Here is a 13,367-nt window from a genome sequence, read left to right on the forward strand (position 1 = left end):
AGGCGCTCGTCGATCGCGGCGGTCCAGATCGGCACGTCCGGGTGATAGCCGCGCAGCCGCTCGATGCCTTCCGGCGCTGCCAGCAGGCAGACAAAGCGGATGTCCTTGGCGCCGCGCTCCTTGATGCGGTCGATCGCCGCCACGGCGGTGTTGGCGGTCGCCAGCATCGGATCGATCACGATCACCAGACGCTCCTCGAGGTTGGTCGGCGCCTTGAAGAAGTATTCCACGGCGACAAAGGTCTCGGGATCGCGGTACAGGCCGATATGGGCGATGCGCGCGGAGGGCACCAGGTCGATCATGCCTTCGACGAAGGACAGGCCGGCGCGCAGGATCGGTGCGAATACCAGCTTCTTGCCGGCGATCTCCTTGCCGGTCATTTTGGTTAGCGGCGTCTCGATCTCGACGTCGACGAGCGGCAGGTCGCGCGTCACCTCGTAGCACAGCAGCATGCCGATCTCGTTGAGCAGTTCGCGGAACCCCTTCGTCGAGCGCTTCTTGTCGCGGATCAGCGTCAGCTTGTGCTGCACCAATGGGTGGTTAACGATCGTGACGCCGTCCATGTTTTTTCCCTGAGGTTAGAAAACGGTACCGTCGCTGATCACCTTGACCGGCGGCGAGGAATCTTCGCGGCGCTGACGCGCCAGTACGCGCCCGGCGGCCCATGAGCCGCCTTCGAGTATTTTCGCCAGCGGCAGCGAGTTGGCGTCGAGCTGCAGTTTGGCGCGGACGCCTTCGGCGAGACGGTCGAGCAGCGCCACGGTCAGCGCGCGCCATTCGACCACCAGCGACGACGATACATCGTGCTCGCGCACCGCGTCTGCGGGATCGCGAAAGGCGAGCACCCCGATATCGACGAACAACCCGCCATTACGGTATTCGGCCAGACCGGTGAGGCCGTCGATGTCGGTGACCTCGATGCCCGCCGTCTGCAGCGGTTCGATCAGCGAATAGGACAGCCACTGCGACAGCTTGTGCAGCGGCATCAGTTCGGAGGTCGCATCATCGGATTTCAGCGCCGGGTGCTTCCAGCAATCGCCGAGCGCGATGCCGCCCAGGGTCAGCCGCGACGGCCAGATCGCGCCGAGCCGCTGCAGCAGCACCGACAGGATGGTGGCCGCGGGGAGCTTCCCGTTGTGGCTGAGCAGCACAAGCTGGTCGAACAGCCCGCCGGGACGTGGCGTGTCGTGCATGCCGAATATTTCGGGCTTCGATGCCACCAGCGCGCCGAGCCGACGCAGCAGATCGGCGCGGCCTTCGATGCCGACGAGGGGATTGGTCTCCGACACCTGCATTCCATTTTGCAGGTCGGCAACCGTGAGCTTCTCGAGCACCGCGGCGTCGGCGCGTAGCGGCTGCTGTGGATCGCCGGAGAACGCGCCGGACGCGAACATCGCCAGGCTGGCGAGACCGAGGCCTTCGGAGCGGCCGATGGCGGTGCCGGTCTTGGGATCGTGGAAACGCCAGGTCGGGCCGGCGCCGGCGTCGAGGAAGACGCTGACGATGGCAAGGTCGAATTCGGCGCGGGCGCGCGCCGCAGGGTCCGGCCATGCGGTGGCGCCGGCGAGCGCCGCCCAGCGGTTGTCGCCTGACGTGACGAAATGCCGCCAGCGGGAGTGGAAGGGCACGTCGAGCGACGGGTAGGCCGCGCGGGTGGTCTGCAGCACCAGATCGACCGCGGCATCCATGCGGCCGAGGTCGATACGGAAGTTTGGCAGCTTGTCATCAAGCCCGATCGCCAGCAGGCGATGGGCGCGTTCGCGAACGGCGCGGGCGGACAGCAGCGACAGCGCGGCGGAAGTATCCGGGTTGAGAGAATTCACGTCGATGCTCTCAATATTTTTCCAGCGAACGACCGACGGAGTCCGCGAGGTCCTCCGGTTTCACCGGCTCCGGCGAATAGTAGCCGGCGGCCTTCTTGGCGGTCATTTCGACATGGGCATCGGCCGGGATCATGTCGTCGGGGATCGAAACACGCTCGATGATCTCGACGCCCTGGCTGGTCAGCGCGTCGTGCTTCATGTCGCTCATCGAGATGAAGCGATCGATACGCTTGAGGCCGAGCCAGTGGATCACGTCCGGCATCAATTGCTGGAAGCGGGCGTCCTGCACACCGGCGACGCATTCCGTGCGCTCGAAGTACTGCGCGGCGGCGTCGCCGCCTTCCTGGCGCTTGCGCGCGTTGTAGACGAGGAATTTGGTGACCTCGCCGAGCGCGCGGCCTTCCTTGCGGTTGTAGATGATGATGCCGAGGCCGCCGTTCTGCCCGGCCTTCGCGCATTCCTCGATGCCGTGGATCAGATAGGGCCGGCAGGTGCAGATGTCGGAGCCGAACACGTCGGAGCCGTTGCACTCGTCATGGACGCGGCAGGTGATTTTGGTGGTGTGGTCCGGCAGCTTGGTGACGTCGCCGAACAGGTAAGCGGTGATGCCGCCGATCGGCGGCAGGAAAACCTGCAGGTCGGGCCGTGTCACCAGTTCGGGAAACATGCCGGCGGTCTGTTCGAATAGCTGGCGGCGCAGATTGTTTTCGGTGGTGCCGAACCGCGCGGCCAGGCCGGGCAGGTGCCAGACCGGGTCGATGGCGATCTTGACCACGGAGACGCTGCCATTGGCATGCACGACTTCGCCATCGTGCTTGAGGCGGCCGGCCGTGATGGCGGACTGCAGTTCGATCAGGTCGAGCCGCGCCTTGGTGATCGCGATGCTCGGGCGGATGTCGATGCCTTCGGCGATCTCGGTGGCGAAGTTTTCACCGACGAGATGGCCCCACGGATCGAGCGAGACGATCTTCTGCGGATCGATCCACTGCTCGAACGGGCCGACATTGGCGGCGGGATGGGTGTTGTGCAGGTCGGGGCGGCGCAGCGGATCGAGTGCGCCGGAGGACACGGCCAGCGCGCGGTACACCGAATAGGAGCCGCCATGGGTGCCGATGACGTTGCGGTCCTGCGGGCGCGACACCGTGCCGATCACCGGCCCGCGTTCGCGCGCGGTCGGGGCGCCCCAGTGGATCGGGAAGTCGTGAACGGCGCCCGGCGCCGGGTGCGAGGTCAGCCGGATATGGTCGACCCGATTGGAACGCGTCATCGCAAAGGCCCCCTGAAAAGGCAACGGCCCGCCTGAAAGACGGGCCCGTTACCAAGGAAGCAATGAATAATACCCAACTCAGGAATGAATGCAACAGGGGGAAAGCCGGGTGGGTGGCTGTGCTTAATGCTTTGCGTCACCGCGATCTTGCGGCTGGCGCGCTGCCGACAATTTCAGCAACGGCGTGCTTGTCTGATCGAGCCGCTGCGGCGACCATGGCCGATCTGATGGTCATGGAGTGCCGCTACGATGCGTGCCGTTCTGGACTACTGCAGCGGCGGGACGACGCGCCGCGTGCCCGCGGGGACGCTGATCATCCATGAGGGGCAGACCACGGGCCACCTTTATGTGCTGATCGACGGACAGTTCGACGTGGTGAAGGGCGACACCGTGGTGGCCAGCCTCACCGAGCCCGGTGCGGTGCTCGGCGAGATGTCGGTGCTGCTCGAACAGCCGCACACCGCGACCGTGCGGGCGACGACGGACTCCACGATCTATGAGTTCGGCGATGCCGCCTCATTCCTGCGCGAACATCCGGCAGTGGCGCTGCTGATCGCGCGGCTGCTGGCGCAGCGGCTCAACGTCGCGACCTCATACCTGGCCGATATCAAGCGGCAATATGCCGACCACGGCAACCACCTCGCGATGGTCGGCGATCTCCTCGAAAGCATGGTCAACCAGCCGTCGTCGAAGGTGTCGCCAGGGTCGGATCGACAACCCGACCCAAGGATGTAAGCCAGGCCGGCGCAAGGTCGATCAGCGCCGCCGGTCGCTGCAGCGGGGCGTTGAGGTCAATGCGCTCGTCGCCGGCCGCCGACAGCCAAAAAGCAGCGCCGTCGTCGATATCAAGCACGATGAAGGCGGGCGGTCTTCCGAATTGGTGACCGGCATTGAAAACCCAGGTTTGGCCGAGCTGGTCGAACCACGAACCGTCCGCGATGAACGGCGACTGATGAACATGACCTGATATCACCATGCTGGGCTGGTGGCCCTGGATCCATTGCTCCAGCTCAACGTCGCCAAAATATCGGTTGCCGCCCCAACTGGTGGGTGAGTTCGCCGGTGGCGCATGGTGCACCCAGATCCAGCGTTTCAGCCGCCCGGCCGAGGCGTCCTGCAACTGCTGCTCGATGCGCCGGCGCAGCAACGGGCCGTCCCACCATGGGCACACCGTAAACAGCGTGTCGCCGATGGTCAGGCTGTCGCCGTCGCAGGCGATGCCTAGCGTGCGGACGTCGCCGATCCAGCGCGCGAACTTCTCGCCCTCGTCGTTACGTTCGTCGAGATCGTGGTTGCCGGAGCACAGGATGACCCGGGTGAGGCCGGACAGCAGCGCAAGGTACTTCTTCACCACGACGATCTGAGCGCGAAAATCCACCTCCGATCCGATATCGAGCGCATCGCCAGCGAAGATGACGAGGTCGAAATTCGACGCCACGCTCAGTAGCCAGTCGAACTGCGGCAGCGAGTAGTGCAAGTCGGCGACGACGAGGCAGCGCATGCGCCAGCAATCCAGGGCAGGAGAGGAAGCCAGGACGGTGCAACAGAAAGCACGATCTTAAAGGGAATCCTGCCGCGGGCAAGATCGGCGGCCGCGACCTTACATCTCACCGCTGTCGCGATTGGTACCGAATGGCTGGACCGCTTTCGAAAATCGCCGATACGGATAGAGTCGGCGAAATGTAGTCAGCTCGCTGCGCTCAGCGATGGTGCGACCGCGGGTTTGGTCACTGCGCAAAAACGCAGCACGATGCGCGTGCCGCTATGCGTGGGGTCGCGCTCGACGGTGGCTTCGAGCTTGGTGGCCATGGCTTGGACGATGCGCTGACCCATGCCGGTGGAGCGCGGATCGACCTTGACGTTGAGGCCGACGCCGTCGTCGGTGATCGAAAGCTCGAGCGCGTCGCCCTGTGCGGTCAGCACCACATGGATCGGGCCGGCGCCGTCGGGATAGGCGTATTTCACGGCGTTCATGACGAGTTCGTTGACAATGATACCGATCGCCACCGCGCGGTCCGGATCGATCTCGACCGCCTCGGCCTTCAGGGTCAGCCGCGACATTCGGTTGCCTTCGGCGGAACGGCGCAGGTCTTCCAGCAACGCTTCGAGATACTGATTCAGCAGCACGCTCTTGAGATCGTGCGAAGTGTACAACCGGCGGTGCACCTGTGCCACCGCGGCGACGCGGCCCATCGCATTGGTCAGCGCCGCCTTGACGTGATCGTCGTTGGCGGAATTGGCCTGCAGGTGCAGCAGCGAGGCGATGATCTGCAGCGAGTTACCGACGCGGTGATTGACCTCGCGCAACAGCACTTCGCGCTCGGCGGCGAGCGCGGCGTAGCGGTCGCGGGAGGCGTGGACTTCCGCCTCGGCATCGTCGCGCGCCTTGCTGATCAGCGCCTGCTTCAACGCCGAAGTCGCTGCAACGTGGAGCAGGGGCACGAAATCGCCCTGGGTGTCCTTGACGATGTAATCGACCGCGCCGGCCTTCAGCGCGGTGACCGCGATCTTGGAGTCCTGCGAGGCCGTAACGAACACCACCGGCGGCGCATCTGCCTGCTTCTGGATCTGTTCGAGCGTTTCCAGCCCGTCGAGTCCGGGCATGTACTGGTCGAGCGCGATGACGTCGATGCCGCCCTGTAGGATGCGCGCGATGCCAGCCTCGCCGTTATCGCAATGTTCCACGGCAAAGCCCTGCCGCGTCAGGCCACGCTGCACCAGCCGTGCGAGGCCGGCGTCGTCATCGATGTAAAGCAGCGTGGGCGTTTTGGCAGATGTCATGAAGCGGCTTGCGGAACCTGAATGACGGAGAAGAACAGACCGAGTTGGCGGATGGCGTTGGCGAAGCTCTCGTAGTTCACCGGCTTGGTGATGTAGACGTTACAGCCGAGTTCGTAGCAGCGCTTGATCTCCTGCGCGTCGTCCGTGGTGGTAAGCACCACGACAGGCGCGCATTTGAGAAAGTCGTTCTCCTTGACCTTGCGCAGGATGTCGATCCCGGTCATGTCGGGCAGATTGAGATCGAGCAGGATCAGCAGTGCTTCGCCCTTGTGGGCCTGACCGCTGGCATCCTTGCCGAACAGGTAGTTGATGGCATCTGTACCGTTGGTGAACGGAATGATCTCGTTGTTGACGCCGGAGCGGCGGATGTTGCGCTCGATCAGGCGGGCGTGGCCCTCGTCGTCCTCGATCATGATGATGGTGACTGGCTTGCTCATGCTTGCTTATCCCGGTTGGTGCCCGTCCATCTGGCCGGCAAGGTGACGGTGAAATTGCTGCCAGCGCCGAGTTCCGACGACACCGACATGGTGCCGCCGAGGCGCCTGACCAACGCGCGGACATGCGCCAGGCCGATACCCTGGCCCGGTTTGTCCTGTGTACCCGCCCGGCGGAAAAGATCAAAGATGCGCTGGTGGTCTTTCGGGTCAATGCCGCGACCATTGTCAACGATTTCATAAATCGCGAAGCCCATCTTGGTGCGGCCCTTGACCAGGATGTCGCCGGGCACGCCGGGCTTGAGATATTTGATCGCGTTATCGATGAGGTTGGAGAAGATCTGCTCCAGCGCCAGCCGGTCGCTGACGATATCCGGCAGCGGCTCGACGCGGATCGTGGTCTCGGTCTCGGCGGCCTGATGCGCAACGGTGGAGGCGATATTCTCGATCAGGTCGCGGGTATCGATCTTGACCGGCTTGAACTCGCGGCGGCCCTCGCGCGTGAGGTTGAGGATCGCGCTGATCAGGCGGTCCATCTTGCCGATCGAGGACTTGATGAAGCCGAGCGCCTCGGTGAAATCAGCGGATAGTTGCTTGTCCTGCTCGGGCAGGGCCGGTTCCGGCAGCTCGCCGTTGACATCGGGAACTACCGGGGTGTCGTTGGCCAGCGAGGCGATGCGGCGGAAGATGTCGCCGCGCAGTTCCTCGAGTTCGCTGGTGAAGCCCATGATGTTGACCAAGGGCGAACGCAGATCGTGGCTGACGATATAGGCGAAGCGCTGGATCTCGTCGTTGGCTTCGCGCAGGTCGGCAGTGCGCTCCTCGACGGTGGATTCCAGGTTGAGATTGTTCTCGCGCAACTGCGCCTCGGCTTCGTCGCGGGCGCGTGACGAGCGCTGCACCAGGAAGATCGACAGGCCGGCCAGCGCAATGACCAGGCCCGAGCCGGTCACCGTGACGATGGACGCGAGTTGCTGGGTGCTGTCGGCCGTGCGGGTGCGCTGGATGAACAGCCTGTCTTCCTCCGCGCGCATCGCCCGGGAAATGTCGGCGATCGCCTGCACGGCCGCACCGGCGCCGGTCTGGGGCAGCATGGCGACGGCGCTGGGTGCATCGTTCTGTTTCACGAAGCCAACCGCCTTCGCAAATTCAGCCATGCGCGTGGCGATGGCTGCGCGCAGCTTCTTGATGTTCTCCACTTGCACGGAGTTGTCTGCCGTCAGGTCCGCGAGTTTATCCAGCCCGGGCACGATAGCGGCCACGGCGGCTTCATGCTCGGTGAGGAAGCTTGGCTGCGCGTTCAACATATATGCCCGGGCGGCGCTTTCGGCGCGGCGAATTTCCAGCAGCAGGGTCGAGATCTGGTTTTCCGCCTCGACGGTGTGGACCACCATGCCGGAGTCCCGGCGCGCCGCGTTGACCAGGATCACCGAGGACGCACTGATCGCCACCAGCACCAGAAAGCCCGCCGCAAGCAGCAGGATCTGGCCGATGGAGCGCCTGCGAGCGCTGTCAGCGGTCCCAGGAACGGTTTTCTGGCTTGTAGATTGAGTCACATGTCCCCCGCACCGGGAAAGCCCCCGGGCAGCGCGTAAACGCCAATCCGGGCGAAGGGTTCCCGGATCGAAATAATATTTCTGGAAAATTCGCCTGTCGTTGCGAAGGGCTCGCGTGAGGCCTTTCGCACTGAGGTTGGCAGCGCCTGCCTCAGACCCGGCGCGCCGGACGGCGTGTTCAGGCAGTCGCCTTACCGGCCAAATACTGTTCGAGCCAGTGGATGTGGTAATCGCCTTCGATGATGTCTTTTTCGCGCGCCAACGCCCGGAACAGCGGCAGCGTGGTCTCGATACCATCGACCACGATCTCGTCGAGCGCGCGGCGCAGCCGCATCAGGCATTCGGCGCGGGTCTTGCCGTGCACGATCAGCTTGCCGACCAGCGAGTCGTAATAGGGCGGGATCACATAGCCCTGGTAAACCGCCGAATCGATCCGCACGCCGAGGCCGCCGGGCGGGTGATACTGGGTGATCCGGCCGGGCGAAGGCCGGAAGGTTTCCGGGTTCTCGGCATTGATGCGGCACTCGATGGAATGGCCGTTGATGACGATCTCTTCCTGGGTGCAGGGCAGGTCGCCGCCGGCGGCGATACGGATCTGCTCCAGCACAAGGTCGATATCGGTGATCATCTCGGTGACGGGATGCTCGACCTGGATCCGGGTGTTCATCTCGATGAAGTAGAACTCGCCGTCCTCATAGAGAAATTCAATGGTGCCGACGCCGAGATACTGCATCTCCTGCATCGCCTTGGCGCAAGTCGCACCGATTTTCGCGCGTGCGGCGGCGGACAGGATGGGCGAGGGGCCTTCCTCCCAGATCTTCTGGTGGCGGCGCTGCAGCGAACAGTCGCGCTCGCCGAGATGGATGGCGCCGCCGCGGCCGTCGCCGAGCACCTGGATCTCGATGTGGCGCGGCTTCTGCAGATACTTTTCAAGGTAGACCGAGGCGTCGCCGAACGCGGCCTTCGCCTCCGTCGCCGCGGTCGATAACGCCAGCATCAGGTCGGCTTCGGTTTGCGCCACCTTCATGCCGCGACCGCCGCCGCCGGACGCGGCCTTGACCAGCACCGGGAAGCCGATCTCGCGCGCGATCGCCATGGCGTCGTCTTCGGGGCCGACGCCGCCCTCGGAGCCGGGCACCACGGGGATCCCGAGCCGCTTGGCGGTTTTCTTGGCCTCGATCTTGTCGCCCATCAGCCGGATGTGCTCGGCCTTCGGGCCGATGAAATGCAGGTTGTGGTCTTTGAGGATCTCGGCGAAGCGCGCGTTCTCCGACAGGAAGCCGTAGCCGGGATGCACGGCGTCGGCGCCGGTGATCTCGCAGGCCGCCAGCAAGGAGGGGATGTTGAGATAGCTGTCCTTTGACGCCGGCGGGCCGATGCAGACGCTCTCGTCGGCCAAGCGCACATGCATGGCATCGGCGTCGGCCGTGGAGTGCACGGCCACGGTGGCGATGCCGAGCTCCTTGCAAGCCCGCAGGATGCGCAGCGCGATCTCGCCGCGGTTGGCTATCAGAATTTTTTCGAACATCGTATCTGCTTTCCGTCACATCCGCGGACGCTTCGTCATCCTGAGGAGCGCGCCCTTGCGCGCCTCGAAGGATGGTCGCATGCACTGAGCCCTCATCCTTCGAGGCTCGCCGTGGCGGCGGAGCAAGAACTCCGCCTGAGGCGAGCGCCTCGGGATGACGTGAGCCTTGTTACTCGATAATGACCAGCGGCTCGCCGTATTCCACCGGCGCGCCGTCTTCGACGAGGATCTGCGTTACGGTGCCGCCGCGCGGCGCCGGGATCTGGTTCATGGTCTTCATGGCTTCGATGATCACCAGGGTCTGGCCGACGGCCACCTTGGTGCCGACCTCGACGAACGGGCGGGCGCCGGGTTCGGACGCCCAGTACACCGTGCCGACCATCGGCGAGGGCACCGCGCCCGGATGCTTGGCGGCTTCCACCGGCGCTGCAGCGACCGGGGCGGGCGCGGCGGCATATTGCGGTGCCGGCTGGTAGTTCGCCGGCACGGACGCGGCGACGCTGATGTTGCGGGCGACGCGGACGCGCAGACCGGCGCGCTCGACCTCGATCTCGGTAAGGTTGGTCTCGTCGAGCAGCAGCGCCAGTTCGCGGATCATCGCGCTGTCGTCGCTGGCCTTCGGGGTCGTCGTGGAAGTTTCGTCAGGCTTGCGGGCCATGGGGGAAATCCAAATTCAATGGGGTTGAAAGATGGGGCGTCAGGCGGCCGCCGTGGCGCCGATTTTGGCCGCGAGGCCGCTGATGGCGAGGCGGTAGCCCTCAATGCCGAACCCGCACAGACTGGCGAAGGCGGCCTTGGCGGTGAAGGAGTGGTGGCGAAAGTTCTCACGCTGGTAGACGTTGCTGACGTGCACTTCGACGGCGGGGATCTTCACGCCGACCAGCGCGTCATGCAGCGCAATGGAGGTGTGCGAGTAGCCGCCGGCATTGATCACGATGCCCACGACGCCTTTTTCGCGGGCCTCGTGGATGAAGTCGATCAATTCGCCCTCATGGTTCGACTGCCGGCAATCGGCCGTCAGGCCGAACCGGGCAGCGGCCTCGACGCACATCTTCTCGACGTCGGCCAGCGTGGCATGGCCGTAGGTTTCGGGCTCACGGATTCCCAGCAGGTTGAGGTTCGGGCCGTTGAGCACGTAAACTGTTTTTGCCATCAGGGTTCCCGGCTGGCGCGCGAGGCGCGGGCGTCCGGGGTTTATAGGTAACCTCAACGCCGGAGGGAAGCCTTGAGGGTGCAGGTTCCCCCAGTCAAATACCTCCCACCATTCATTAAAACCTGCTGGGTTGTGGGGCGGACCCTACGTTAACCACGGTTGAAGCAGACCGCCGCGGTAGCTTGGCGGAAGTCTCGGCGGGGTTGGCGGCCCTGGGGTGGTGTGTGGGCCCGACCGGGCGTGGTTGCGGCGTTCGACGCCCTAACCACGAGAAAGGGCGGACCTGGCGGCCCGCCCTCGCTGTACCTGATATGCTTGATCGTTATGCGTCGAGCACGGCGACGATTTCCAGCGTGCGGGGGTTCACGACGATGATCTCGTTGTTGACCAGGAAGAACTCATAGCCGCGCCAGTCCGGATACACGGTGATGATTTCCGCCGGCAACGGATGGAAGCCGACGTCGCGTGGCACGCGGGTGCCGACCGAGATCGAGAAGTTGACGTTGGTCACCGGCTTGATGTTCTGCTGCTTAATCGTGGTGGTGATCTTGGTGCGTTGCTCGGTTGAGAGCTTGGCGCCGGCGCCGGCCTGTCCCGTCGTGGTGCCCGACTTGCTGTCAGCCGCAGCCTTGTTGTCCGTCGCCGCCTTGGCGTTCGGATTGGCGTCGCGGCCCTCGGCCTTCATGTCCTTGCCGGCCTTGGCGTCGCCAGACTTGGTATCGTTGGCCTGTGCGGCAGTCGGCTTGGCATTGTCGCGCGTCGTGTCCGTGGCGCGCTTGGCACCGTTGTCACGCTGCATCTTGTCATCGGATTGGGTGGACTTGACGTCAGCACCGGCCTCGGGGCGCTTCGAAGTATCGGTCGCCTCGTCCTTGTTCACCGGCGCGCTGTGTTCGGCCGGCGCGGCCCGATCGGCGGCAGGGGATCGCGCAGGCGCTCCCTGCGCGGACGAGCCGGCCGCTGGGGCCTCACGGCTCATGCCGGCTTGCGCATTGGCAAAACCGGTACCGGCAATCATGGCGGCGACGGCGACGCTCATCAATAAACGGTTGTTCATGGAATTCTCCTCGTGTTCGCATTGCCCGCTCAACAACGGGAGCTGCGAGGCTATGTTCCGAAGAAAATCTGCGTTCCACGCTGCTGTTGGAGTCAGGCGCCGATATCTCGAGATGCTGGGTTCATGCGCAGGAAAATGGCGGAGGCATTAGGACTACCTTAACACTCGGTCGCCCGGAATATACCGTCCCCTGTTCGTTCCAGAAGAACAAAACGGGTCTGGTCAGCTTGTGATGGGCGTCTTGTATATTTCCTCGCCGTCGTCATCGACGACCACCACGTTTCGCTGCGTCGTGCTTTCGATGTCGATGGCGATCTGTCGCGCAATGTCTTTCGCCACGGTCCTGGCCTGGAGCTCGTCGCGGCATTCCAGCCCGACAGGGTCTTCCAGCTTGTAACCATCGACGATTTCGAAATGATACTTCGGCATGTGGCGCCCTCCACAGTGGCAATGCCGTCTGCGCTGGGATGTTCCAGGCGACCTGGGCGAGGAGGTGCAGGAACCAATTCAATGCATATGAATTGATGTTCGAACAGGAAATTGAAGATGACAGCGTTGGTCGAACTAATCGTACGGAAAATTGCCGATGCGGCTCCGATCGAATCGACGGTGTCCAACTTCGTTGCTGGCGTGCTCGAAAATACGGCCGGCAAGTTGGCGCGGTTCGAAGTCAGCGACGAGGCAAGCGAGGAAGAAGTGGTGTAATTTGCAGGGAACAGCGCCGGGTTGCTTTATTCACTGACGCTCGATACGAAAAAACCGGCTGCAGTGCAGCCGGTTTTCGTTTGTTAGTCGATGGAGACGGTCGGATCGATCAGCACAGCGCCTTGCCGCAACGGGCATTGCTGACCTTTTCCTTCAGCGCGTCGATGCCGACGGCGCCGATCACCACCTGCTTGCCGATTACGTAGCTTGGCGTGCCGTTCATGCCCATGGCTTCCGCGAGCTTGAAGTTCTCCTCGATGGTGGCGCGCACTTCCGGGCTGCTGAAATCCTTTTCCAGCCGGGCCATGTCGAGGCCGGCTTCCTTGGCGGCGGCCAAAGCGCGGGCCTTGTCGGCCTGGCCGCGGCCACCGAGCAGGTTCTGGTGGAAGGCGAGATACTTCTTGCCGGTGGGGTCCTGCATGCGCACGGCGACGGCGACCTGCGCGGCTTCCACCGAGCCCGGTCCGAGCACCGGGAATTCCTTCAGCACGACCTTCAGCTTCGGATCGGCCTTCATGATCTCGACCATGTCGGTCATGGCCTTCTTGCAGTAGCCGCAGTTGTAATCGAAGAACTCGACGAAGGTAACGTCGCCGTCCTTGTTGCCGACGGTAACGCCGCGCGGCGAGTTGAAGATGACGTTGGCGTTCGCAGAGACCGCAGCGGCATGCTTCTCGGCCTCGGCCGTGGCCTGGCGCTTGGTCAGTTCGGCGGAGACTTCCTCGAGGATCTCGGGATGCGTCAGCAGGTAGTCCTTGATGATGGTCTGAATCTCGCTGCGCTGGGCATCGTTGAAACTCTGCGCCGAGGCGACCGCGGGCAGGGCGCATAAAGCGAGCGCAACGGCGGCAGACTTCAGAAAACGAAACGACGGCATAGGCAAAAAATCCTTTGGGGGAAGCCGGTGGTGTAAACGGCGGACAATCTGGACGTTCGTTAGCATTTTGCGGCTGAAATATGCGTAATTTGTGAAGCGATGGGCCGTCGATCTTTCGCAACTCCGCGTGATAGGCAATGGCCAGTATTTGAAGGCGATTGGCACGTTCGTTGGACGGCTCCCTTG

General features: G+C 63.8%; 15 protein-coding genes. 2 read left to right on the forward strand and 13 right to left on the reverse strand.

Features of this window, described 5'->3' with window-relative positions:
* The 3 genes from upp to JWR89_RS20005 form a co-directional block, all read right to left on the reverse strand.
* Nucleotides 1-563: uracil phosphoribosyltransferase (upp, locus tag JWR89_RS19995; RefSeq protein WP_299719323.1), on the reverse strand; the 563-nt coding region annotated here is incomplete at its 3' end.
* A 15-nt stretch (nt 564-578) separates the two neighbouring features.
* The gene (locus JWR89_RS20000; RefSeq protein ID WP_299719325.1) at nt 579-1,823 is read right to left on the reverse strand and encodes a URC4/urg3 family protein; all 1,245 of its coding nucleotides are present in this window, start codon (nt 1,821-1,823) and stop codon (nt 579-581) included.
* Nucleotides 1,824-1,833: 10 nt separating this feature from the next.
* Nucleotides 1,834-3,090 carry a GTP cyclohydrolase II gene (locus JWR89_RS20005; RefSeq protein ID WP_299719327.1) on the reverse strand — a complete coding sequence of 419 codons (1,257 nt, stop codon included), beginning with the start codon at nt 3,088-3,090 and terminating at the stop codon, nt 1,834-1,836.
* Nucleotides 3,091-3,339: 249 nt separating this feature from the next.
* Between JWR89_RS20005 and JWR89_RS20010 the strand changes: the two genes are divergently transcribed.
* Nucleotides 3,340-3,825: a cyclic nucleotide-binding domain-containing protein gene (locus tag JWR89_RS20010; protein WP_299719329.1), complete on the forward strand. Its 486-nt coding sequence runs from the start codon at nt 3,340-3,342 to the stop codon at nt 3,823-3,825.
* Here the strand turns inward: JWR89_RS20010 and JWR89_RS20015 are convergent.
* From JWR89_RS20015 to JWR89_RS20055, 9 genes are all read right to left on the reverse strand, one after another.
* A complete protein-coding gene (locus JWR89_RS20015) occupies nt 3,764-4,591 on the reverse strand; it encodes a metallophosphoesterase (RefSeq protein ID WP_299719331.1) in 828 nt (275 codons plus the stop codon). The two genes, JWR89_RS20010 and JWR89_RS20015, sit on opposite strands and share 62 nt — an antisense overlap.
* 185 nt (nt 4,592-4,776) lie before the next feature.
* A complete protein-coding gene (locus JWR89_RS20020; protein ID WP_299719333.1) occupies nt 4,777-5,871 on the reverse strand; it encodes a response regulator in 1,095 nt (364 codons plus the stop codon).
* Nucleotides 5,868-6,308: a response regulator gene (locus tag JWR89_RS20025; RefSeq protein WP_299719335.1), complete on the reverse strand. Its 441-nt coding sequence runs from the start codon at nt 6,306-6,308 to the stop codon at nt 5,868-5,870. Before JWR89_RS20025 ends, JWR89_RS20020 begins: the two co-directional genes overlap by 4 nt.
* A complete protein-coding gene (locus JWR89_RS20030; RefSeq protein ID WP_299719338.1) occupies nt 6,305-7,861 on the reverse strand; it encodes a CHASE3 domain-containing protein in 1,557 nt (518 codons plus the stop codon). The genes JWR89_RS20025 and JWR89_RS20030 overlap by 4 nt, the downstream gene beginning before the upstream one ends.
* Nucleotides 7,862-8,039: 178 nt before the next feature.
* Nucleotides 8,040-9,389 (reverse strand): acetyl-CoA carboxylase biotin carboxylase subunit, encoded by a 1,350-nt coding sequence (gene accC / locus JWR89_RS20035; RefSeq protein ID WP_299719341.1) that lies wholly within the window; start codon nt 9,387-9,389, stop codon nt 8,040-8,042.
* 169 nt (nt 9,390-9,558) lie between these two features.
* Nucleotides 9,559-10,047 (reverse strand): acetyl-CoA carboxylase biotin carboxyl carrier protein, encoded by a 489-nt coding sequence (gene accB, locus JWR89_RS20040; RefSeq protein WP_299719344.1) that lies wholly within the window; start codon nt 10,045-10,047, stop codon nt 9,559-9,561.
* 39 nt (nt 10,048-10,086) lie between these two features.
* Nucleotides 10,087-10,542, reverse strand: a complete 456-nt coding sequence (gene aroQ, locus JWR89_RS20045; protein WP_299719345.1) for a type II 3-dehydroquinate dehydratase — start codon at nt 10,540-10,542, stop codon at nt 10,087-10,089.
* A 322-nt stretch (nt 10,543-10,864) separates the two neighbouring features.
* Nucleotides 10,865-11,599 (reverse strand): DUF1236 domain-containing protein, encoded by a 735-nt coding sequence (locus tag JWR89_RS20050; RefSeq protein WP_299719346.1) that lies wholly within the window; start codon nt 11,597-11,599, stop codon nt 10,865-10,867.
* Between the two features lie 222 nt (nt 11,600-11,821).
* Nucleotides 11,822-12,028, reverse strand: a complete 207-nt coding sequence (locus JWR89_RS20055; RefSeq protein ID WP_299719348.1) for a hypothetical protein — start codon at nt 12,026-12,028, stop codon at nt 11,822-11,824.
* Nucleotides 12,029-12,145: 117 nt separating this feature from the next.
* Here JWR89_RS20055 and JWR89_RS20060 point away from each other — a divergent pair, with 117 nt between their 5' ends.
* Nucleotides 12,146-12,304, forward strand: coding sequence for a hypothetical protein (locus tag JWR89_RS20060; protein WP_299719350.1), 159 nt, complete (start codon nt 12,146-12,148; stop codon nt 12,302-12,304).
* Nucleotides 12,305-12,413: 109 nt separating this feature from the next.
* On the opposite strand, the gene JWR89_RS20065 is transcribed toward JWR89_RS20060, so the two are convergent.
* Nucleotides 12,414-13,181 (reverse strand): DsbA family protein, encoded by a 768-nt coding sequence (locus tag JWR89_RS20065; RefSeq protein ID WP_299719352.1) that lies wholly within the window; start codon nt 13,179-13,181, stop codon nt 12,414-12,416.
* Between the last annotated feature and the right edge of the window lie 186 nt (nt 13,182-13,367).

It is taken from the genome of Tardiphaga sp., from assembly GCF_028290785.1.
Taxonomy (GTDB): domain Bacteria; phylum Pseudomonadota; class Alphaproteobacteria; order Rhizobiales; family Xanthobacteraceae; genus Tardiphaga.